Origin of the sequence: Pseudoalteromonas sp. JB197 (assembly GCF_002332205.1) — a bacterium.
GTDB lineage: Bacteria > Pseudomonadota > Gammaproteobacteria > Enterobacterales > Alteromonadaceae > Pseudoalteromonas > Pseudoalteromonas nigrifaciens.
Genome location: NZ_NRGZ01000001.1, coordinates 3,121,454 through 3,144,059 on the forward strand (window position 1 = coordinate 3,121,454; position 22,606 = coordinate 3,144,059).

Consider the following 22,606-nt stretch of genomic DNA (forward strand, 5'->3'; position numbering starts at 1 on the left):
CTTTTTACTCTAGCTAGCACTGTAATTTTAAACCTAACTCCCGCAAGGAAATAAAAATACCATGACCGATACCCACTTACAGAAGTTAATAGCGCCTTGGTTTGAAAAAGTGCCCGACGCTTTTTTTCTAAGCACTATTACTGCCGTCGCCATTGGTATATTTTCATTATTATTTGTGTACTTATTTACTCGTCGCTTAATGTTTCCTGCGATCCAAAAAATTGTTACTAAAATCTCACCTGAACGCATTGGCTTACTTGCACCTATGCTAAACAAGCTCAATAAGCGCATAGCTTGCTTACTTTGCTGTGCATTGTTTCTAGCCACATTTGATAGTGTGTACCCGGTGAATGAGATTGCAGAGGAAATTTTAAAAACCTTAGGCCAAGCGCTGCTCATTATTTATGCGGGCTTTATTTTTAGTAGCATAGTGAGTATTGCGGGCGCTATTTATAATCAATTAGATTTTGCCCGCGAAGTACCCATTCAGGGATTAATTCAGGTTGTTAAATTAATTACCTTTATTGTCAGTGTTATTTTAATTGTTAGTATAGTGCTAGAAAAATCACCTACTTATATTCTCTCGGGTTTTGGTGCTATTGCCGCCGTCACTTTATTAGTATTTAAAGACACCATATTGGGGTTTGTCGCAAGCATTCAAATTGCAGCCAATAGACTCGTTACGTATGGCGACTGGATCCAGGTAGATAATTATGGGGCCGACGGAGAAGTAATTGATTTAGGGTTAAACACAGTAAGAGTGCGTAACTGGGATAATACTGTAACGACTATTCCTACTTACATGTTAGTAGCAGGTTCATTTAAAAACTGGCGTAGTATGCAAGAGTCTGCCGGGAGGCGCATGAAGCGCTCGCTTAATATTGATATGAATAGTATTTTTTTAGTTGAAGATGATTTTCGCCAGCAAATAGAAGCGGCTATACCTTTGGCCGACTACATTCGTACGTCTTCATTGCCTGATCCTGTGTCTAATTTAGGTTTGTTTCGCCGTTATGCCGAAGGTTACCTAAAGCAACATAAAAAAATCAATACTTCACTGACCTTGCTAGTGCGTGAGTTACAGCCGACAAACCACGGCTTACCGATTGAGTTTTATTGCTTTAGTAGCGATAAACGTTGGATATCGTATGAGCATTTACAAGCCGAAATAATGGATCATTTATTGGCTGTGTTACCTATTTTTGGCCTGCGTCCGTATCAAAGTGTGAGTGGCCAATTTAGCCCACCCACAGCCGTGCCTACAAGCGAAAAACCTAAAATTAAAGTGCCCAATAATACTGAGCCAACCCCGTAGCAATAAAGAGTATTAACAGCCACCAAATAGGTGGCTTTTTTAATCTTAGCCAAGCGAATGCTGCAATAACTAGCGCAATGTGCCAAAAATTGTGCACCGCCGATGTCCAAATAGGTGAATACAGCGCCGCGGCTAAAAACCCCACTACAGAGGCATTAAGTGCGGCAATAACACTGGCAAAGCGAGGCTTGTTGGCTAAGTTTAACCAACTTTTTTGAAACGCAAGTATGAGTAAAAATCCGGGCATAAATATAAGTACCGTGGCTATGATAGCGCCTAATAAAGGTTGTTCGGTACTTAGTTGTGCACCTAAGTAAGTAGCAATGGTAAACATAGGCCCAGGCACAGCTTGCGCGCTTGCATAGGCGCTCAAAAACTGATCGCTGCTTAGTGCAGGTACGCTTGCTTGCAATACAGGTAATACTACATGGCCACCACCAAACACCATGGCACCTGCTTGATAAAAGGGGGCAAACAAAGCTAATTCAGTAGTCAAAGGAATGAAACTGAGCGCTAGCAGCAGTGTAAATAACCCTAAAGCGAGCCAATTTATATTACTTTTTGACTTACTTTGCTGTGCGGGTTCAGGATTTAATTTTAATAATGGCCATATTGCACCCACAGCAGCCGCGGTAATTAAAATAGCTATTTGTGTGCCCAGCAGAGGAAAAAGTATTAAGGCTAACGTGCTTAGTACGGCTAATAGCTTTAGGGCTGCGCTAGTGCAAAAGCTTTTTGCCATACTTAATGTGGCATCGGCGACAATAACCACAGCAAACAGTTTTAACCCAGCAATAATGGCAAAATAAACAGCATCAAACTGATGCGCACTTATAGCCAATAGCAACATAATTAAAAATGATGGTAGGGTAAAACCAATAAAGGCAGCAATGCCACCAAGTACACCCGCGCGCTCTACCCCAATGGCAAAACTAACTTGGCTAGAACCAGGCCCAGGCAAGGCTTGGCTTAAGCTTATAAGCTGTGCATAACGGGTGTTAGTGAGCCAATTTAGGGTATCGACAAAATGGCGCTTAAAATAGCCTAAGTGAGCAGCAGGGCCACCAAAACTCATGCAGCCAAGTAAAAAAAACTGTCTAAAAATAGCAATTAACATTACGCCCCAATCCTCGTTATAAATTATAAAATTATCATCCAGTAGTATGACATATTTATGAACTCAGCTATCGATAGAATTTTAGTTGTTATACAGCATAAAACGCTAATTATAATAGATTCTTCATGGCTTGTTCATTCATATATTTGCATAATAGCGCAAAATACTAAATAGATAGGACATAGCATGACTTTAACTAAATCACTTTTAAGCGTAACGGTAGTTGCTGTATTACTTAGCGGTTGTGAAATGAATAACACAGGTAAAGGAGCGGCAATTGGTGCTGCAGCTGGTGGTGTATTAGGTAAGGCTACTGGTAATCATAAAGATAAACGTATCTTTATTGGTGCTGCAATTGGTGCATTAGCTGGTGCTGCAGTAGGCGATTACATGGACAAACAAGAAACCGCTTTTCGTGACGAGTTAGCGGGTTCTGGTGTTGAAGTGGTACGTGAAGGCGATAACTTACGTTTAGTTATGCCGTCAAATATTACCTTTGCAACCGATCAGTCGTATATTTCGTCGGGCTTTCACAATACGCTAAGTGCGATTGCTAAAGTGATGAACAAATACGAAAAAACTTATTTAAGCGTAGAAGGGCATACCGATAGCACAGGTAAAGATAGCTATAATATGAGCCTTTCACAGCAACGCGCTCAAAGTGTTAAAAGCTATTTAGTTAATCAGCAAATTATGGCTGAACGAATTAGCACTACAGGTTATGGTGAAACACGTCCAATTTCATCAAACGATAGCGCAAATGGCCGTGCACAAAATCGTCGTGTAGAAATTCAAATAGTGCCTAACACGCAATAAGCACATAAAAATCTAGTCTTTATTGAACTGTAGTTCACATAAGCGCTGGTACAACGGGGAGCTTTGCAGTAATTGCTGATGGCTCCCTGTTGCTATTATTTCTCCGTGTTCCATTACCACAATCATATCTGCATGTTTTACCGTTGCCAGACGATGCGCAATGATCAACGTTGTTCGGTTTTGCATTAAGTGCTCAAGTGCGGCTTGTACATGGTGCTCGCTTTGTGCATCGAGTGCGCTGGTGGCTTCATCGAGTAATAGTATTTCAGGGTCTTTTAAAATTGCTCGCGCGAGTACAATGCGTTGCTTTTGACCGCCCGATAGTCTCACTCCTTGTTCCCCTAAAAAGCTGTTATAGCCTTGTGGTAGCTGTTGAATAAACTCATCAGCATGGGCATGTTTAGCCGCCGCATAAACCTGCTCGTCGGTAGCATCTGGATTGCCGTAGCGAATGTTATGCATTACATCTGAGCTAAATAAAATAGGGTTTTGTGCCACCATGCCCATTTTATTACGCAGCGTATTGAGTGATAAATCTTTAATATTTACATCACGAAACTTAATAGCACCGCTAGCAGGATCGTAAAAGCGTTGTAGTAATTCAAATAAGGTGGTTTTCCCTGCACCAGAAGGACCCACAATTGCCACTGTTTGCCCTTGCTGTATGTTTAAACTCACATTATTAAGTGCGCTTACATCGGGACGAGATGGGTAATTAAAGCTAATGCTTTCAAGTGTAATGGCAGAGTGGTTAGTGCTACTTAGGAGCTTTTCGTCTTGTGGGGAAATAGGGTTTTCAATTTCGCTTTTTACAGCGAGTAATTCTAGTAGCCTTGCAGCAGCACCTGCTGCGCGCTGCAGCTCACCATAAACTTCTGCCACAGTTGCAACCGACATGGCCACCATAATAGCGTAAAACACAAAGGCACCTAGCTCACCTCCAGTCATAGTGCCGGCTAGTACATCGCTGCCGCCAACCCATAACATAGCGCTGATGGCACTAAAGGTTAAAAATATAACGGCGGCAATTAAAAACGAGCGTTGTTTTATACGGCTTTTAGCGACGTTAAAGGCTTTTTCGACCTCCAGAGCAAAAGCTTGCTGCTCTCGCTGTTCGTGGCTATAGCTTTGCACTACTTTAATATTTTGAATGATCTCACCGGCGTAAGTACTTATATCGGCAATAGCACTTTGGCTGCTACTGGCTAACTTTCTCACTTTGCGGCCAAATACCATCATGGGCACCAGTACTAAAGGTACACAAGCAACGACCACTAAGGTCAGTTTTAAATTGGTAAACAGCAGCATGGCTAAACCACCCACTAGCATTAATGCACTGCGTAGCGCCATTGAAAAAGAAGAGCCAATAATAGATTGCAGCAAAGTGGTGTCGGTGGTTAACCGCGACATTAATTCGCCACTGCGGTTTTCTTCAAAATAACTTGGGTGCAAAGTAACAATACGGTTAAACACCGCTTTACGAATATCGTTACTGACACGTTCACCAATCCACGACATTAAATAAAAACGACTAAAGGTGCCCACCGCTAATAAACTAATTAAGCCTATAAGTACCAGTACTGCTTGTTGCAACTGTGCTTGAGATCCTGCTATAAAACCATGGTCAATAACAAATTTAACGCCTTGGCCTAATGATAAATTAACCCCCGCCGTCACTAAAAGAGCAATAAGAGCGGCAATAACCATCAGTTTATACGGTTTAATAAACGCAAAAACAGGTAATAAACTACTAAACGCGGCTTTTTCTGCAGCAGGGGCTTGAGACATAGTGGGTTCTTTTTAATGATTGAGCTTTATATATGGCGTCTGTAAACTAAAATTCAATAGTGCTAAAAATAATCAGCAAGGATAAGTGATGACAAATAAAACGGATAATAAACAATGCAAAAAATAGTGGAATTTAAAAAGCGTGGATTTTTTAGCCACGCTATAGATTTAGATGCATTGAATGAGCGTATTTACCAATTAAATCAAGATGGATGGCGAGTTATTAGCGTAACAACAGCAACGGGCTTTCAAGGGCAAATAACGGCTTATGCCTTATTAATAGAAAATAATGAATTATAAAGGGTGATTAATGGTTTTATCTGTTTGGCTAAGTTTAGCGTTAGTTTGCATAATGGGCGCAATGTCGCCTGGTCCTAGCTTGGCTGTGGTATTAAAGCATACGCTAAGCGGTGGGATGAAAAACGGTATGCTTGCGGCATTGAGCCATGGCGTAGGAGTAGGATTGTATGCAGCTGCATCTTTACTCGGTTTAGGTGCCTTAATGGTGCAGTTTCCTAATGTTTATCAATTATTAGTCTATTTAGGAGCAGCATATTTAGCTTACTTGGGAATTAAAATACTGCTGGCTAAACCTAGTAATAATGAGCTACAAGTACAAAAGAGTGAAGTAAGTGCATTAAAGGCGCTACAAGATGGCTTTGCAATTGCATTTTTAAACCCCAAACTCGCTATCTTCTTTTTAGCCTTATTTTCGCAATTTATTGACCCGCAAAATCTTACTCTCAGCATTGGTATTATTATGTGCTTAACGGTATTTGTAATTGATACCGGCTGGTATTTACTGGTGGCACTGTTAACTGAGGTTTCTAAAAATCGCTTTGGTTTTACTAAACAAAACCCATGGCTAGATAAAGTGTTAGGTGCGGTATTTATTGCTTTAGCTATAAAAGTAGTAGTGAGTGTTTAGCTATTGCTGCTATTTATGGCTATATAAATACCTATAAACAGAGTTAACAATGGTGTTGAGTGAGCGTTAAAAAACGAGCACAACTAGGTGCTCGGTAAAGTTATTAATTAAAAGTGATAAGTGATAGACATCATTGCAGTCGTGAGATTGTCGGTGTCTATAATAGGCGAGTCTTCAATATCAGCATCTAGCTGATGATATTTAACTAAGGCGTTAATATTTAAGTTTTTATTGATTTTGTATGTTGCTAACAAGCCAATATTATAGTTAACCGTAGAGCTAAGCTCGTATGCATCAAAAGTGCTAGATTCGCCCTCAGCCACACCGTAATAATAGTTTGATAACTGGCTACTATTAATTTCAACCCCAACGAAAGGCGCTAACATTAGCTCTTTTGTTAACTTAACTGGGTAGCTGTAGTCGGTTTTAAACTTAGCGCCATCACCGTTGCCCAATATATCATGAGATACACTTGCGCTAACGCGGCCAAAACTGGCAGCGTAACTTACCTTTGTACCAGCGTATAGTGACATTTTACGCTCATTTAATGCTTTAATAGCAATATTATCAGAATCTGTAGAGTCAAAAAATTGTCCAGGCTCAAGAATAACTGACCAATTTAAACCTTCATCACCAAGCAATTTATAATCAAGCATGTATCCTTTAAGGGTTAATCGCTCGCCTGTATAGTTGATCATAGGTAACCCGAGTGTTTTATTATCGGTATCTGCATATGGCGACTCTACAGAAATCACCCCGCCTGCAACCGACCAACGCGACTCAGCATTAGCAGCAGATGCTGTGAAAATTAATGCAGTTACTAACACTCGTAAACTGTTTGTCATGTACGTATTCATAATTACCTTAACTATTTAAGTTATAAATTGATTTATGATCTAAGGTAAATATTGTATAGCTAATAGCCCAAAAATGGTTGTAAGTTAATGTATGAAAGTTTGTATCGATGTAAATGCAATAAAGGATTAGGTAACCTTTGTATAGGTTGAGCTTTTAAATTGCGGGGCCGTCGGGAGAAGGGGAATTGGTGTCGTTACTTGCTTTGGTGAACGCTAGAGAATTACGCAAAGTAATCTTAACTCAAAAAGATAACCTCACAGCGCAGCAAGTAACTATAGCTTAAAGCAATCAAGCATAAAGCTATAGCTAATTCGGGTATCACCTACAGCGTAAAAACATTGAGCAAATGCTAGGGTGAAAAAGCACTAAATTTAAAAAACGCTACAAATCTCTTCGGCATTACAAGTGATCACAGTTACATTTTCGTAGCCAACGCGAGTGAGTGCTTCGGCGCCAAGAGTAGCGCGGGCTGCACTGGCACAGTGTAAATAAATTGGCCGTGTAGCGTCTTTTTCGATTTCCATTAATTTCATTTCGAGTAAACCACGAGGGATATTTATCGCGCCAACAGCCGCTTTATTTGCATGCTCTGCTGGTTCGCGTACATCGATAAGTAACCCTTTGTTGCCCTCAAGCTCTTGTTTTGCCTGTTGTGCACCAATACGGCGCTGATTAGGGATAATTGTTTTTAATAAGTCGGGAATAGATGTAAGCATTTGTTATTCCTTAACGCCAAGTTTGCGTAATAGTGTGATCATTGGGCACCAGCAGGTAAAAGCTGATTGCATTAGATTTAGTGCTATAAATACAGTAAACCATATCCAGCGTGGGTCATGAAAGCTTTGTAATAAAACAGAGATAATAATCATGATGCCAGCAATTAAGCGCAGTGCATTATTAAGCTTCATTATAGTCGGTCATTTTAATGAGTATGTATAGCTACTATATTAGGTTTTTATACATTAGCAAGATCTAATGTTAGACATGGCTGTTCTAGCAACCTATACTTACTAACAAATTAAGTATAAGAGCACAGTATGAATATTGACTTTACTGCCATGGCTGCCAACGTAGAAAAAGCAGAGAAATTATTAAAAATCTTAGCCAATAAAAATCGCTTAATGATTTTATGCTCCTTACAAGACACCGAAATGAACGTGTCGCAGTTAAATGAAGCTGTACCTCTTGCACAATCGGCACTCTCTCAGCATTTAGCTGCATTGCGTAAAGCAAATATAGTGGCTACTCGACGCGAAAGCCAAACAATTTATTATCGTGTTATTGATAAAGATGCTGTAACACTGCTGGCAACTTTATATGGGTTGTTTTGTAAGGAATAACACAATGAACGCTATAGATAACGCTGTAAAAAGCAGTTTAAGTGGCCGCGTACCAATTATTATTTTTGTGTTGTCGGTACTGTGTGGGTTATTTGCTTTACAGCAAACGCCGCGTGAGGAAGAGCCACAAATAGTGGTACCTATGCTCGACATTTATGTGTCGGCACCTAATGTAGAAGCCCCTGAAGTTGCTAGGTTAGTCACCGAGCCATTAGAAAAGTTATTGGCGCAACTTAGTGGTGTAAAACATATATATTCAACTACGCAAAGTAGTCGTGCTGTGGTTACTTTGCGCTTTGAGGTAGGGCACGATCGCGAACAAGCCATACTCGATACCTACGCCAAGCTCTATAGCTATCAACATACTATGACTCCTATTATTAAAAGCTGGCAAATACGCCCAGTAGAAGTAAATGATGTGCCTATTGTTATGCTTGGGTTATATAGCAAGGATCCTAAGCTTTATAGTGATTATGAATTAACCCGCTTTGCAAACGAAATAGCCAATAATTTACAACGAATTGAACACACGAGCGAAGTAAAAGTAATTGCGGGGCGTAACCGCGCCATTACCGTTAATTTAAATGCCACCGCTTTGGCTGCACACCAAACCACATTAAGTGATGTTTATTATGCGCTTAGTGTATCTAATCAACTCACCGAGGTAGGTAGCGTGGTAAATGCCCAGCAGCAAATAATTTTGCAAGCGGGCGATGTATTAAGAACTAAAACAGCGATAGAACAACTAGTCGTTAATGTTGTTAATGGTAAAAGTGTTTATTTAACCGATGTAGCCCAGGTTAGTGATGGCCCCGCTGAGGCGCAAAGCTATCAATGGCTGGCGCAGTCAAATGAGCAACAGCATTACCCTATGGTAACGCTGAGTATTGCCAAACAAGCAGGCACTAATGCTGTAGCGTTGGCAAGCGATGTACATGCCATGATGGCAGAGCTAAAAACAAGGTTACTACCAGCAGAAATAACGTACTCAGTACTGCGAGATTACGGCCAAACCGCCGACGAAAAAGTAAATAATTTAGCCTCAAGCTTAGTGTTTGCAGTATTTACTGTGGTTATATTTGTGGGCGTATTTTTAGGTTGGCGCCCGGCAATAGTAGTTGGACTTGCTGTACCCATTTGTTATGGCATTACGCTCTCGCTTGATTTTGCCTTTGGTTACACAATTAACCGAGTGACCTTATTTGCGTTAATTTTATCTTTGGGGTTACTGGTTGATGATCCGATCACAGGTATAGATAACATCAGCCGTTTTATAAATAAAAAGGGTGATAAAAAACAGCAAATTGTGAATGCAATGAGCGAAATTCGCACCGCACTATTAATGTCGACCCTAACTATTATGGTGGCATTTATTCCACTGGCTTTTATTACTGGAATGATGGGGCCTTATATGGCGCCAATGGCATTTAACGTACCTGTGAGTGTTATGGTATCAACATTAGTGGCGTTTTTTGTAACCCCATGGCTTGCCATGAAATTACTAAAACCTAATAGTGAAGAGCCCGATCAAGCAAATAACAAAACGAGCCTTTACGAGCGCTTACTAACCCCCTTACTGGCCTCAAAACCACGTGCTAAATGGGTACTGTGGATCACGCTTGCGTTATTTATTATTAGCGCCATGTTACCTGTGATGCGATTAGTACCGCTGAAGTTATTACCGTTTGATAATAAAAATGAACTACAAGTACTTATTGATATGCCAGAGGGCACTAATTTAGAGCAAACAGCTGCTTTTACCCGACAAGTGCAAACGCTCACATGGCAATTAACCGAGGTAAGTGAAATAGCCACTTATGTAGGCCAGCCTTCAAGTATGGACTTTAATGGTATGGTACGCGGTTATTACCGACGAGAAGCACCGAACTTAGCTGAACTAAGAGTGCTACTACTAGATAAAACAGCGCGCGAGCATCAATCTCATGCGGTGGTAATGCGTTTGCGTAAACAGTTAGCACCATTAGTAAATAACGGCATAGTGATTAAAGTAGTTGAAGTGCCGCCAGGGCCGCCGGTGTTAAGTACTTTAGTGGCAGAGGTTTATCGAGATACATTTATTGATAGGCAAACGCATTATTTAGCCGCAGAGCAAGTTGCAACGCGCTTAAAACAAGAACCTCATGTGGTAGAGGTTGATACTTCAATGGTTGCAGCAGCCCCTTTGCAGCGTTTTATTACTGATAAAACGAAAGCGGCGCATAGTGCTATATCTACCGAAAATATCACGCAAACACTTAGCATAGCGTCACAAGGGCAAACGGTTGGGCAGCTTTATGTCAGCAACGAAACTCAGCCTGTGCCAATAAAACTGCAGCTATCTTATAGCGAACGCAATCAATTTGCACAATTGCTAGCATTACAACTAAGGGGCGACAGAGACATAGCTAAAAATGCGAGTAAATTTGGCTTAAGCAGTGCGCCGCGGCCTTTAGTTGCGCTTTCTGAGCTTGGAGAGTTTACTCAATTAAATGTAGCGCAAACTATTATGCGCAAAGATCAGCGCGAAGTTATTTATGTTATGGCAGAGCTAAATGGTAGAACTCCCGCAGCAATAATTGCCGATGTAACTGCTGATTTAAATATATCAACAGACGATTTTGTAAAAACGCCTTGGTTAGCGCGGCACTTTTTTAATAATGGTGGCACCGCACCTTGGCAATTACCGCCAGGTACGCAAGTAACATTTAGCGGTGAAGGAGAGTGGCGTATTACCATAGATGTATTTAGAGATATGGGGATTGCCTTTGCATTTGCACTTAGCGCCATTTTTATTATTTTACGGCTACAAACACGCTCAGTAAGCTTGTCGCTTATTATTATGTCGGCAATACCACTCACTGTTATTGGTATTATGCCTGGTTTTTGGTTACTTAATCAGTTTGGTGAGCGCAGTATTGCATCAGCTCCCGAGCCGGTTTTATTTACCGCTACTGCGATGATAGGCATGATTGCCTTGGCGGGTATTGTGGTGCGTAATTCACTTATTTTAGTTGAGTTTATTAATCAAGCACGCGCCCAAGGTATGGCAATAAAAGCAGCGTTAATTGCAGCAGGAACAGTGCGCATGCGCCCCGTACTACTAACCGCAGGCACTACATTATTAGGTAACTTAGTGATTACACTAGATCCGGTATTTAGTGGCTTAGCAATTGCGATTATTTTTGGCATTGTGGCATCAACGTTGTTTTCGTTATTTGTAGTGCCGCTTGTTTATTACTTAGTATTTGCAAACACAGAAACCACTGCGGGAGAAACGCATGCAAGGTAAATCAAAACTAGTTGGCTCGTTACTCGCTTTATTAGTGGTAGTAGGCGCCGTATTGTATATGGCGGGCAGCTTTTCAAATAAGCAAGTTGCTGGTTTAAAAACGACCAACGCTAACAATTACCACGGTAAGCGGGAAACGGTTTTACTACAAAAAATATCCCGTAGTGAATGGGTGCCAGGCAGTATTATTGCGAAACAAAATACCCAAATTTCATCGCGAGTTATGGCGCAAGTTGAGCGTTTAAGTGTACGCGCGGGCGATAAAGTAACCAAAGGTGATTTACTCATTACCTTACAACAAGATGACTTTAAAGCGCAATTAGCACAAAGTGAGGCGCAAATTAATGCTATTCAAGCCGCATTAACCCAAGCTACAAAGCAACTTAAGCGAATTGAAAGTGTGTATGCGCAAGGCTTAGTATCGTTAAGTGAGTTAGATAATGCGAAGGCAAATTTTGATAGTTTATCGGCCAATTTAATTGCCGCTAAGCAGCAGCAAACACAAGCCAAAGTTGCGCTGAGTTACACTCGTATTACAGCGCCTATTTCGGGGGTTGTAGTAGAGCGGTTAGTCGAACCTGGTGATACAGCTACGCCTGGGCAGGCTTTATTGGGATTATATAACCCGCAGCAGCTACAAGTTGAGTTTAGTGTGCGAGAAATGCAAGCGGTTAAATTGCAGTTAGGGCAAAGTTTAACCATAAAGCTGCCTGCGCTTAATTTAACCTCGCCAGCCACAGTGGCCGAAATAGTTCCGGTTGCCGATAGCGGCTCACGTAGTTTGTTAATTCGCTTAGACTTTGACTCTTCTGTAGGGGTAATGCCCGGCTTGTATGCGCAATTAGAGTTAGTATTACCCGATGAACAAGGAATATTGCTAGATAGTAGCTGGATACATGAGTTTGGCCAATTAACTATGCTGTATGTGATTAATAGTGACAATGAGCAAATAGAACGCCGGTTTGTGCGCTTAGGTGAAATAATTGGCGCAAAGCAGCATGTAGTTACTGGGCTTAACCCCGGCGATATTCTAGCGGTAGATTACTTACCTAACTTAGCGCATACAGCTAGGTAACGCTTAGCTTGTTATTATTGATAGCTTTAGAGAGCCGTATTTACTACGGCTTTTTTGTGTTTCTAAATCGTATTAGCTCATTGGTTAGCCAGCTATTTGCGGTTAACTTAGCACCACTGCTTAAAATTACCGTGTAGGCTTTACCACTCCATGAACTTTTACTAGCTAGATTATTAATAAAGTCGTCGGCTGTTTTTGCATAACGTTTAGCTTTACGGTATTTCATGGCTAAATGCTCGGCGGCTTCTTTGCTAGTATGCTCATCGCCATTGCGGATAAAAGTGGCGTTGCTGTTGCTAATAAAGGTAATTAAATACTGCACTTCTTGGTCGGGTTCTCGATTAGGTAATTGTTTTGGGGGTGCAGCTAGGCTTGTTTGGCTAAAAAAGGTGAATAATATGGCCAGTAGCCAAGCAGAATAAATACGAGTTTTTTTCATGTTATACATCATCAATTTTTAAAGTGGCTAAAATAGGGTTGTGATCAGAACTGGTATATTCGCTTACTAAAGTATCAGAAATAACAACACCACGAGCCCACACTTGATCCAGGGCTAAACCAAATGCTTTTGTACGCTTGTCATCTACGTATATAGCTTCTTTAAGGCCCAGTTTAGTCAGCGCGTCATTAACTAGCTTTTGGCGTGCATCGCTCCATGCGTTTAAATCGCCCGCAAAAAGAATTGGCCCTTTGTGTTGTTGCATTATTTTTATACTGGCTTGTAACTGTTGCGCGTAGGCTTTAGTACCAAACGTAAAGTTAATGCCGTGCAAATTAACGCTCAATAAGCGTTGTTGGTTAGCCATTGCATATTCAACAATGTTAGTTGCTTTTGGGCTTCGTAACCATGGCTCTTTATGAATAAAAGTACAATGTACAGTTGCAGGCCAGCGGCTAAGCGTCATTACACCAGATTGTACATTGCCACTTTTATAACCGGGCGAAAAACGCCAAAAAGGTTTAAGGCTAGTAAGGCGTGTATCTACAATAGCCTCTTGTAATAAAACAATATCAGCAGTTTCATTAAGGTGAGTTAAATCTTTATATAGGCCTTGGTTTTGTGCCTTATAAATATTCCATGAGAGTAACCTAGCTTGTTGAGGAACAATAAACTTACGGCTGTATGTTTTTTGCCTACTTGCCTGTAGTTGCTGATTACAACGCAGAGGAGTATATGCGGTTTCGGTTATACCTTGCGCTTCATCTGATGGGTTTAGTTGTGCTAGCGCCAAGCTAGAGTTTATAGTTAAAAAAGAGCATGCAGCAATAATGCAACGTATTAGCTTTTTGTGCATTTAATACCTTATTTAAAATTAGCCGTGAGCAATATCAATAGTGTGTACTTTGGGTGGTTTAAGCGTTAAAAGTTCATTTTTTAAGTGATGTTTAAGTAGGGTAATACTTTGTGCTTGAAGTTTAAAGGGAGTTTTAATCACTGTGTTAATTATGTACTTGGCTTACATCCTTGTAAGCAACTACAATGCTGTTGTTACTCGTAACGCAGTGCATCTATAGGGTTGAGCCTGGCGGCTTTAATGGCTGGGGCTAAACCAAACACCATGCCAATTAATGAAGTAAAACCAAACGACAACATTACCGCCCATGCCGGAATATACGCATCTGGCATGCTAGGAACCATAAACGAAATAAGCCCCGCTGCGCCATAACCAATGGCAAGTCCAATCAACCCGCCAAATAGCGATAACACCACAGCCTCAACTAAAAACTGCAACATTATAAAGCCGGGTGTAGCGCCTAGCGCTTTAAGGGTGCCAATCACGCGGGTGCGCTCAGTTACCGACACTAACATAATATTCATTACACCTATGCCACCAACTAATAAGCTAATACCAACAATACCTGCGGTTATGGCAGTGGCACTACCGGTAAATTTATCTACTTGGGCGCGGGCTTTTTCAGCAGTTTCAAATTCAAAGTCATTGTCGTCGCCGTCTTTAAGTTTATGTAACTGGCGCAGTATACGAGTAATTTTTGCTAGTACCTGCTCTTCGTTAGCGTTGTCTTCAAGCCTAAACATAATTTGTACATTACTTTGCGTATTGCCTCCCTCTAACGCACTCATAGTGCTAATGGGAATATTAATATAATCGTCTTGATCAAAGCCCAAAAAGCTACCTTGTTTTTCGGCTACACCAATAATTCTAAACCATTCGCCACCTAGCTTTATGTATTCGCCTACCGGATTGCTGGGTAAGTTTAATTTTTCGATAATTGACGGCCCAATAAAAGCTACGCGGCGGCGTTTTTCGTCGTCTTCAGCGCGAATAAAACGGCCTAGATCGGGGTAGGTACGGTATGCTTTTTGATAGTCTTGCTCAGTACCCATAACCCGCGATGAATGACTTTTATTACCATACTCAGCTCCGCCCGAAAAACGCCAAGTAAACATTAGTGCGGTGAGTGTTTCTGCTTCTTTTACTCGTGCTTTTAAGGTTAAAAAATCGTCGTAGCTAAGTTTTGCATTTTTACCAACCATTTCTAGCTCAATACTGGTATACGCCTTAATAGTAGTTACATCGGGCGACATATCAGCGAACTGATCGTTTATTTGCTTGGTAAAGCCTTGCATTACAGCAACCACAGTTACTACTGCGGCCACGCCAATAATAATACCTAAACAGGTGAGGGCAGAGCGCATAGCATTTGCTTTAATTGCCGAAAATGCGGCTTTAGTGCCTTCCATAGTGGCCAGTGCAAGTTTAAACATGCTGCCTTGCTCCTTGGTTTTTAGTTACGTCACTCACTACTTTACCATCCACTAAGCGAATTACCCGCTGACAGTGGTCGGCAATTTCTTGCTCATGTGTAACCAAAATAATGGTATGCCCTTCGTTATGCAGCTCATCAAATAAGGCCATAATTTCGCGGGTGGTTTTACTGTCTAAGTTACCGGTTGGCTCATCACCTAATAATATATGCGGTTTAGTGACTAAAGCACGAGCAATAGCAACTCGTTGACGTTGCCCGCCCGACAGCTGGCTTGATAAGTGATTTACTTTGTCGGCTAAGCCCACGCGCTTTAGCGCCTCAAGGGCTTGCTGTTTGCGTTGTTTGCTAGGGGTAAAGCGGTAAACTAAAGGCTGCATTACATTTTCTAGCGCCGATGCGCGTGGTAATAAGTTAAAGCTTTGAAATATAAATCCGACGCTTTCGTTGCGTTGGTGCGCAAGCTCGGTTTCGGTCATACTTTTTACTAACTTATCTTTTAAATAATACTCGCCGCTGGTGGGGGTATCTAAGCAGCCTAACAAATTCATTAGGGTAGACTTGCCAGATCCTGAGGGGCCAATAATGGCCACATATTCATTGGGCATAATGCTAATGTTTACATCATCAAGTGCTTTAAATATCTCAGCGCCCATTTTGTATTGTTTATTAATATACTCAAGCTTGATCACCGCAGTCATTAGTTGTTTTCCTTCGCAGCGGCTTTTACTTTTACTGTGTCGCCTTCTTTTAAAGTACTAATAGGGCGAGCCGGGCCAATAACTATTTTGTCACCTTCATTGAGCCCCTCGGTAATTGCTTGTTCAATATCTGATGATATACCAACAGTTACGGTTACTTTACTAACGCTGTTGTCGTTATTTAGGCGCCAAACAAAGGTGCTGTCGTCTTGTTTTTGAATTGCTTCTATTGGTAACTTTAAACCATTTTCGGCAACGCTGGTGGCAATTTCTGCTCTACAGCTCATTCCGGCATATAGTTGACGATCGGTAGCATCGAGTAATACTTTTACCTTAAATGATAACCCTTGTGAGCCAGGCTGATTTTTAGCCGAGGTACCAATGTTTATTACTGTGCCAGTAAAAGGATTATTAGGATAAGCAGCGGCATAAATATTTGCTTTTTGGTGGAGTTTAATACTGGCTATGTCGGTTTCATCAACCCGCAACTCAGCTAAAATAGCACTGGGGTCAGCAACCAGCATTAAATCAGAGCCTATTATATTGGTCGTTCCGGCAATAACCGTTTCGCCTTCTTTAATATTAACCGAAGCCAATAGGCCACTCATAGGCGCTTTAAAAACACTTTTATTTAACCGATCTTGGGCAATTTGCAACGACGCATGAGCTTGGTTAAACGACTCTTTACGAGATTCAATATCTATTTTGGCTAAGTCGCGGGCACTTGCTAGATTTTCATAGGCCTCTTCGTTGCCCAAACCGACATCGTAAAGCTCTTTTTGTCTTTTTAGTTGGCGCTCAAAGTTAACTAAGCGAATTTGGCTATGTTTAATTTCTATTTCGGTGGCACGTAGTAGCGCTTTATTGCGGGTTACTTCAGATTCAAATGCAGTGGTATCAAGGCGCATTAAAATATCGCCTTGTTTTACACTTTGGCCTTCTTCGACAAATACTTTATCTACTCGGCCGGTAACTTCAGAGCGCAGCTGAACTTGAGTATTAAATACTAAGTTACCAGACGCCATTATTGAGTCGGCAATATTGCCTAGTTCAATATGGGCGATATTTACCTCGGGCTGTTTTTTATCACCAGAAATTTGTTTTGATACAATTAACGCTATAAAAGCGGCAATAGCGAGTGTGATGATAATGGCTTTTTTCATTTTATCGGTCCGTGAGTGAAAATGTGCAGAGGCTAACTTGCCTCTGCATAATAATTAAAGTGCGGCTATAATCGCCCAAACACTAAAAATAATAATACTTGGTAAGGCTGCAAACAGCAGTGCTTTATTAGTTGAGAAATTAGTCCAGCATTTTAGTCCAACCATGCCCAGCGCAATGCTCCAAATAGTGAACAGGTTAATTGATTCTAGTAAGGTATAAAAAGTATGTGTGGCATCAAGCCCAACAATGAGCTGATTGATAGAAGCGTAACTAAACACCGCTTGTTGCGAAATTTGATCTGTGTTGGCCATTAATACTAAGGCGATAGTGCCAAGGCTTGAAATAACCGTAGGCATCATTGTCCATAATGAAAAGCCATACCAAGCACCGTAACTATGTTGTGAGTTAGGATCGAGTTTAGCTATCAGCATATAATAAAGTGCAACTAAAGCATTCATTATTACTATGCCAATAATACCGCCGATCATGCCAAACCACATTTGGTTTGGGGCATTTTGTTCAATCGCTTGACGAATCATTTTTTGCTCGCCAATAGTGGCATCAACACTTGAAACGGCTACTTGCTCATTAATTAAAAACTGTATATCAACACTATTATAAAAAACAAACATACTCGCGGCGGTGGCAACTGCTATACAAATAAGGGCCAACCATGACCAGCCTTTTGCTTGCTCTATACCATTAAACGCTTTACTTGGGCTGATATAAATATCGATTAGTGCGCTTAGCGCGTTAGGTGACTTCATTATTATTCCTTAATAACCTAATTTGGGGGGAATTACTGGCTATAGCATAAGGCAAAATGAGGATAAGGTGATTATTTTATTGTAACGGTTTGTTAACGTAGTTTGTTTAGTGGCCAGGTTATTTATGCTGCTAAAACTAAAAAAGAGCCTTTCGGCTCTTGGGTTGCAGCAATTACAGTGTAATTTTTAAAGTGTAAAGTCTACTGAATAAGCAACATAGGCTTTTACGTCAGAGCCATCTATATCGGTATCAGATAAACCAAAAGTGAAACCATCTTTAGATACTGCTATGCCATAATCAATAATATTGTCATCACCTATAAAATCACCAGAGTAGTGGCCTAAATGAAATGCTATTTCGGTGCCGTTATTGCCAACAGCAAAAGCATAATCTGCCGTTAGGTAAAGTGAGTCAGCAAAGTCTGTACCGTCACCACTTGCTGCAGAGGTTGCTAATACAGCAGCACCAAAGGTGAAGCCTTTTACACTTATACTGCCGTAAATCTCAGAAAAGTCAGCATGAGCCGTGGAAGCTGCATCTGGGTATGCATAATAAATGTAACCAACATCGTAGCTCACGCTTTCATTAATAGCGCCACCAAAGCCTGCATACAAGTCTAATTCATAGGTCATCTCATCGGCCCAAGAGGCATTTGATGCCCAAGCACCGGCATAAAAACCAGACTCGTTGGTGTAGTCAATGCCGCCTGAAATGGCAGCATCACCACTGGTTTGTTCTTGTCCGCGCCATAAATAGTTTGATGTTGCTGCCGCATTAGCGGTTACTTCAGCATAGGCTGCTGTTGATGCGACACTAACTAAAGAGAGTGCTGTTATTGTTATGACTTTTTGTAGTTTTAGCATGTTTTAGTTCCTGTTATATGATTGCATGCCAAAGCTTTGAGGCTTATAGCTTGGCAGCATTTTATTATTTAACAGAAAAGAAGATTGCACGGGGTATGCCAGCTTCACTTTATTGCAGTGAATATGATTTTAGGTGTTTTAAAACAATAGCTTATAATTAGTAGAGGGAGAGGTGCAGAGATAAGATTTTAAGGGGTTTTACATTTGTGGTGCATAAATTAACCTAGCTGCACCAAATCGGCGCTGCTAGGTTAGTTATTAATAATTAACCAAAAATAGTACGCATTAAGCTAATTGTTTCGTTAACTCCACGACCTTTTTGTACTTCATTAATAATAGAATCACGTTTGCTACGAATATGCTCAGGAATATCGTCAGCTGCAAGTGCACGGTCTACTAAAATTTCTGCAGATTCTTTACCTCTACGCTTAGTTTTACCTGTACCTGAAGTACTGCGCTTTGGCTTGCTTAGCAGCTTGATGTAATTAGAGCTATCGGCTGTTGTGGTGTCTGCATAGTAAAAAAAGCACGGAATAAGCGCTTTAATGCTTACCAGCTGCTCTTCTAATTCGTTGTCTGCTTTAGCCATTTTAAACCAAGACAGAGTTTGAATTTTCTGTACTATGTCTTGCCAGTAACGCTCAAAGTCAGTGTTTTTTAGCTTGCTAACACCCAGTGCGCCACATAAAGCATCTAATCTATTATTGCTAATAGGAGTAAATACGTCAGGACGACGCATCGCTAATAAGCGAGTTGCTGGAGCGAGCGTTGGCTTTTCGTTACCATCGCTAAAAGCTTTTAAGTAAGCAGCAACAAATTGCTGGTACTCATAATGAGTAATATTACCTTCCAACGGAATATTGCTAAGTGCATCATCAAACGCATCAGGCATATCAGCCAGTAGTTGATGAAACGCTTTAGCGCTTTTAGTTGATGCAAACCATTCAACATCAAAGTTGTAAGTGCTTGGATCAAGCGATGCCATGTGCTTACCACTAAACGCAAGTAAGTCTTCTGGGATCATATCTTTAAGTGATTGCGGGCGAATGCTTGCAATGTAGCTTGTTAAGCGAAGCTGCTCATCAAGTGCAATAAGATCTTTGTGCTGCTCAATAAATGTAGTTACTACAGGCCAAGGCGCTACACGTAACGTTTTAACTTGTAAAAAGCTAATAGCAGAAATAAGTTGGTCGTGCAGTTTTTTTAGTACTGGTAACTGTTGCGGCTCTAGCAAGTCGTAATTCATACGATCTTTGCTTGCGTTAAGCAGTTCATAGCACCAAAGTAAAAAATCATCTGGGTGGTTTTCTACTTTCACGGCCATTAGATTTAGGCTGAGTTCTGAGGATTGCTTCAGAATGTTTTGGTATATTTGGTTTTCTTGCTCGCCTAGCGACATTTGTGACGGTGAAATTAGCAGTTTTTTCATGCCTTGTAGAACCTCGAGTTAGATGCATTTTTTAGCTGGTCTATTTTAGCGCAAATCTTGCAATAACAACAGGGGCATATACAAGCCTTAAGAATACAACAGTTAAAGTGCTCATAATTATTAATTTATTAAAACAATAAAATAGTTAACTTAAGTGACGAAAACTCAATTAGTTTAGATTGTTTGAAAATCATACGACAGTGTGTTTTTCATGTCTTACTTGTTGAAAAGTAATGATTTGTTGTTTTTTATAAAGCGATCATGTGTTGTTTGTTAATATTTAAATAGTGTTGATATTATTAGCGCGTAGATTCATCATTAAAAAATAAATTAGTTGAAAGTTATTTTTTTTAGTACTGACAATGATTTTAGTGATAACTCTCGCTATGATATGAGTATTATTTGCACATTTGAAAGGACGATCATGAAAACCTTATTTAAAATTATAGGTGTAATACTGCTGTTATGTATTGCACTTATCGTTGCAGCACCCTTTTTAATTCCTACTGATGCTATTTTTAATAAAGTCTCTGAGCAGGTAGAACAAACCACAGGACGTACATTAACTATTAAAGGCGATAAAACGCTGAGTGTATTTCCTGCATTAAAATTAGAACTTAATGATGTACATTTTGCCAACATGAAATCGGGCTCTCGCGCCGATATGGCAAGTATGCAGCAGCTTGCAGTACACATCCCTTGGCTATCGCTATTAGATGGTGAATTTAAACTCGATAAGTTTGTTATTAACGAGCCTGATATTTTATTAGAGACCGATAAAAACGGTAAAGCTAACTGGCAGCTATTTGATGCGGTAGCTGAGCAGCCTAAAGAGCAAACAGGATCTGCGGAAGCTATAAAATTACCTGAGAACTTTGACATTGAGCTAGGGGAAGTTGCCATTTATGGTGGTACCTTTACTTATTTAGATGGTAAAACCGGGGTTAAACAGCAAATAAGTGATTTAGAACTGGCTATTTTACTTCCATCACTGCGTAAAACATTAGAAGTAAAAGGCGCAATAACTTACATGCAAGAGCGCTTTGAGCTTGATGTAAAACTAGATACGCCAGCAAAAGCGATCGAAGGCACTACTTTTAATATTCAGCAGAGTTTAGATTCACGTTTAGTTGATTTAACCTTTGAGGGAACTATTGCTAAACAAGGCCAAGATATAAAAGGTCAGTTAGCGCTAAGTGGAGACTCGGTAAAAAATATAGCCAAATGGCAAGGTGTAGAGTTAAACGCCAAAGATAACGCCTTTAATGCTTTTAGTGTAAATGGCAAAATGCATTTAGCGGGTGAGCAATTTAAGCTTGAAGAGCTTATTGCCACATTAGATGCACTGCAAATAAAAGGTAAAAGTGAGCTTAATTTAGGTAAACGACTTGCTGTAATGGCAAACATTGACTTAGGTATGCTTGACTTAAACCCATACTTACCAGAAGCCGTAGCTAAAAAAGAGCAGCCAACTACAGACGAAACTAAACCAGCAGAGCCTATTGTATGGGACGACACTAAAATAGACTTAAGTGCCTTAAATACGCTTGATGCTAATGTAGTAATACGCTCAAGCGGTTTAAAAGCTAACGATATTAAACTCGGTGCAAACCAATTTACAGTAGCGTTAAAAAATAGTGTCGCTAAATTAAGCTTAGATAACTTTGCAGCCTATGAGGGAACAGGGAAAGGGGCAATTAATATTAATGCCCAGCAAATACCTTATAAAATAACCACTAATTTTGATTTGGCAGGTATTGATGCACAACCGTTATTAACCGATGCCGCAGGATTTGATAAATTAATGGGTAATGGCTCATTAAATTGGAACTTAACCACAAATGGGGAAAGCCAAAAAGAGTTTGTTAACGCACTTAATGGTGAGTTAGGGTTTGAGTTTGCTAATGGCGCAGTACAAGGCGCAAATATAGCTGAAATGATTCGCAAAGGTAAAGAGTTGCTTAAAGGTAATGTAGGGGCTGTATCAGAAGGACTAGATACTGGCTTTGATAAGTCACAGCAAACCGACTTCTCTGCATTAACGGGTAGCTTTAAGTTTACTAATGGGGTGGGCCATAATAACGACCTGTCGTTAATCAGCCCACTGATCCGTATTTCAGGCGAAGGTGATGTGGATTTACCTAATACTATTATTAATTACCGACTAGTAACCGGTATAGTCGGTTCTATTGAGGGGCAGGGTACAACCGATGATAGTACCGGCTTTAAAATACCACTGCGTATTAAAGGGCCATTCCATGATGTAGGCATTAAGCTTGATTTTGGTAATGCGCTTAAAGAAGAAGCAAAAGAAAAGCTCAAAGAAAAAGCAAAAGACAAACTTAAAGATAAATTGAAAGGTTTGTTTGGCTAAAACCCTGATAAATAATCTACAAGGCACTAAGATAGTGCCTTGTTTGTTTTGTAA

General features: G+C 40.4%; 21 protein-coding genes. 8 read left to right on the forward strand and 13 right to left on the reverse strand.

Going from position 1 to position 22,606, the window contains the following annotated elements; genetic code table 11:
- Window positions 1-61: 61 nt before the first annotated feature.
- Complete coding sequence (locus CIK86_RS14590; RefSeq protein ID WP_011329472.1) at window positions 62-1,315, forward strand: mechanosensitive ion channel family protein; 1,254 nt, start codon at window positions 62-64, stop codon at window positions 1,313-1,315.
- On the opposite strand, the gene chrA is transcribed toward CIK86_RS14590, so the two are convergent.
- A complete protein-coding gene (chrA, locus tag CIK86_RS14595) occupies window positions 1,281-2,432 on the reverse strand; it encodes a chromate efflux transporter (RefSeq protein ID WP_086998933.1) in 1,152 nt (383 codons plus the stop codon). The two genes, CIK86_RS14590 and chrA, sit on opposite strands and share 35 nt — an antisense overlap.
- 186 nt (window positions 2,433-2,618) lie before the next feature.
- Between chrA and CIK86_RS14600 the strand changes: the two genes are divergently transcribed.
- On the forward strand, window positions 2,619-3,248 hold the full coding sequence (locus CIK86_RS14600) for an OmpA family protein (protein ID WP_086998935.1): 630 nt from the start codon (window positions 2,619-2,621) through the stop codon (window positions 3,246-3,248).
- Between the two features lie 12 nt (window positions 3,249-3,260).
- Here the strand turns inward: CIK86_RS14600 and CIK86_RS14605 are convergent, their stop codons facing one another.
- A complete protein-coding gene (locus tag CIK86_RS14605) occupies window positions 3,261-5,036 on the reverse strand; it encodes an ABC transporter transmembrane domain-containing protein (protein ID WP_011329469.1) in 1,776 nt (591 codons plus the stop codon).
- Window positions 5,037-5,150: 114 nt separating this feature from the next.
- Here CIK86_RS14605 and CIK86_RS14610 point away from each other — a divergent pair, with 114 nt between their 5' ends.
- On the forward strand, window positions 5,151-5,336 hold the full coding sequence (locus CIK86_RS14610; RefSeq protein ID WP_041454610.1) for a hypothetical protein: 186 nt from the start codon (window positions 5,151-5,153) through the stop codon (window positions 5,334-5,336).
- 10 nt (window positions 5,337-5,346) lie between these two features.
- Complete coding sequence (locus tag CIK86_RS14615; RefSeq protein WP_011329468.1) at window positions 5,347-5,964, forward strand: LysE family translocator; 618 nt, start codon at window positions 5,347-5,349, stop codon at window positions 5,962-5,964.
- Window positions 5,965-6,071: 107 nt separating this feature from the next.
- On the opposite strand, the gene CIK86_RS14620 is transcribed toward CIK86_RS14615, so the two are convergent.
- The 3 genes from CIK86_RS14620 to CIK86_RS14630 form a co-directional block, all read right to left on the reverse strand.
- The gene (locus tag CIK86_RS14620) at window positions 6,072-6,809 is read right to left on the reverse strand and encodes a MipA/OmpV family protein (protein ID WP_086998938.1); all 738 of its coding nucleotides are present in this window, start codon (window positions 6,807-6,809) and stop codon (window positions 6,072-6,074) included.
- Window positions 6,810-7,193: 384 nt separating this feature from the next.
- Entirely contained in the window at window positions 7,194-7,538 is a 345-nt protein-coding gene (locus CIK86_RS14625) for a rhodanese-like domain-containing protein (RefSeq protein WP_011329465.1), read from the reverse strand.
- A 3-nt stretch (window positions 7,539-7,541) separates the two neighbouring features.
- Window positions 7,542-7,730 carry a DUF2892 domain-containing protein gene (locus CIK86_RS14630; RefSeq protein WP_086998941.1) on the reverse strand — a complete coding sequence of 63 codons (189 nt, stop codon included), beginning with the start codon at window positions 7,728-7,730 and terminating at the stop codon, window positions 7,542-7,544.
- A 129-nt stretch (window positions 7,731-7,859) separates the two neighbouring features.
- Here CIK86_RS14630 and CIK86_RS14635 point away from each other — a divergent pair, with 129 nt between their 5' ends.
- Genes CIK86_RS14635 through CIK86_RS14645 form a run of 3 tightly spaced genes read left to right on the forward strand, consistent with a single transcriptional unit; the run spans window position 7,860 to window position 12,526 of the window.
- Window positions 7,860-8,162, forward strand: coding sequence for a metalloregulator ArsR/SmtB family transcription factor (locus tag CIK86_RS14635; RefSeq protein WP_011329463.1), 303 nt, complete (start codon window positions 7,860-7,862; stop codon window positions 8,160-8,162).
- Window positions 8,163-8,166: 4 nt separating this feature from the next.
- Complete coding sequence (locus CIK86_RS14640; protein WP_086998944.1) at window positions 8,167-11,451, forward strand: efflux RND transporter permease subunit; 3,285 nt, start codon at window positions 8,167-8,169, stop codon at window positions 11,449-11,451.
- Window positions 11,441-12,526, forward strand: a complete 1,086-nt coding sequence (locus CIK86_RS14645) for a sporulation protein YqfD (RefSeq protein WP_086998947.1) — start codon at window positions 11,441-11,443, stop codon at window positions 12,524-12,526. The genes CIK86_RS14640 and CIK86_RS14645 overlap by 11 nt, the downstream gene beginning before the upstream one ends.
- 43 nt (window positions 12,527-12,569) lie before the next feature.
- On the opposite strand, the gene CIK86_RS14650 is transcribed toward CIK86_RS14645, so the two are convergent.
- The 8 genes from CIK86_RS14650 to CIK86_RS14685 form a co-directional block, all read right to left on the reverse strand.
- Complete coding sequence (locus CIK86_RS14650) at window positions 12,570-12,965, reverse strand: YfeK family protein (RefSeq protein WP_254910770.1); 396 nt, start codon at window positions 12,963-12,965, stop codon at window positions 12,570-12,572.
- Window position 12,966: 1 nt separating this feature from the next.
- On the reverse strand, window positions 12,967-13,821 hold the full coding sequence (locus tag CIK86_RS14655) for an endonuclease/exonuclease/phosphatase family protein (RefSeq protein WP_086998950.1): 855 nt from the start codon (window positions 13,819-13,821) through the stop codon (window positions 12,967-12,969).
- A 194-nt stretch (window positions 13,822-14,015) separates the two neighbouring features.
- Window positions 14,016-15,254 (reverse strand): ABC transporter permease, encoded by a 1,239-nt coding sequence (locus tag CIK86_RS14660; RefSeq protein ID WP_086998952.1) that lies wholly within the window; start codon window positions 15,252-15,254, stop codon window positions 14,016-14,018.
- Window positions 15,247-15,954 carry an ABC transporter ATP-binding protein gene (locus CIK86_RS14665; protein ID WP_086998955.1) on the reverse strand — a complete coding sequence of 236 codons (708 nt, stop codon included), beginning with the start codon at window positions 15,952-15,954 and terminating at the stop codon, window positions 15,247-15,249. The genes CIK86_RS14660 and CIK86_RS14665 overlap by 8 nt, the downstream gene beginning before the upstream one ends.
- Window positions 15,954-17,117 (reverse strand): efflux RND transporter periplasmic adaptor subunit, encoded by a 1,164-nt coding sequence (locus CIK86_RS14670; RefSeq protein ID WP_086998957.1) that lies wholly within the window; start codon window positions 17,115-17,117, stop codon window positions 15,954-15,956. Before CIK86_RS14670 ends, CIK86_RS14665 begins: the two co-directional genes overlap by 1 nt.
- A gap of 54 nt (window positions 17,118-17,171) precedes the next feature.
- Window positions 17,172-17,885 carry a YIP1 family protein gene (locus CIK86_RS14675; protein WP_011329454.1) on the reverse strand — a complete coding sequence of 238 codons (714 nt, stop codon included), beginning with the start codon at window positions 17,883-17,885 and terminating at the stop codon, window positions 17,172-17,174.
- A 186-nt stretch (window positions 17,886-18,071) separates the two neighbouring features.
- Window positions 18,072-18,749 carry a TorF family putative porin gene (locus tag CIK86_RS14680; RefSeq protein ID WP_086998960.1) on the reverse strand — a complete coding sequence of 226 codons (678 nt, stop codon included), beginning with the start codon at window positions 18,747-18,749 and terminating at the stop codon, window positions 18,072-18,074.
- Window positions 18,750-19,014: 265 nt separating this feature from the next.
- Window positions 19,015-20,178, reverse strand: coding sequence for a hypothetical protein (locus CIK86_RS14685; RefSeq protein ID WP_086998963.1), 1,164 nt, complete (start codon window positions 20,176-20,178; stop codon window positions 19,015-19,017).
- Window positions 20,179-20,602: 424 nt separating this feature from the next.
- Between CIK86_RS14685 and CIK86_RS14690 the strand changes: the two genes are divergently transcribed.
- On the forward strand, window positions 20,603-22,552 hold the full coding sequence (locus CIK86_RS14690; RefSeq protein ID WP_086998966.1) for an AsmA family protein: 1,950 nt from the start codon (window positions 20,603-20,605) through the stop codon (window positions 22,550-22,552).
- The last annotated feature ends 54 nt before the right edge of the window (window positions 22,553-22,606 follow it).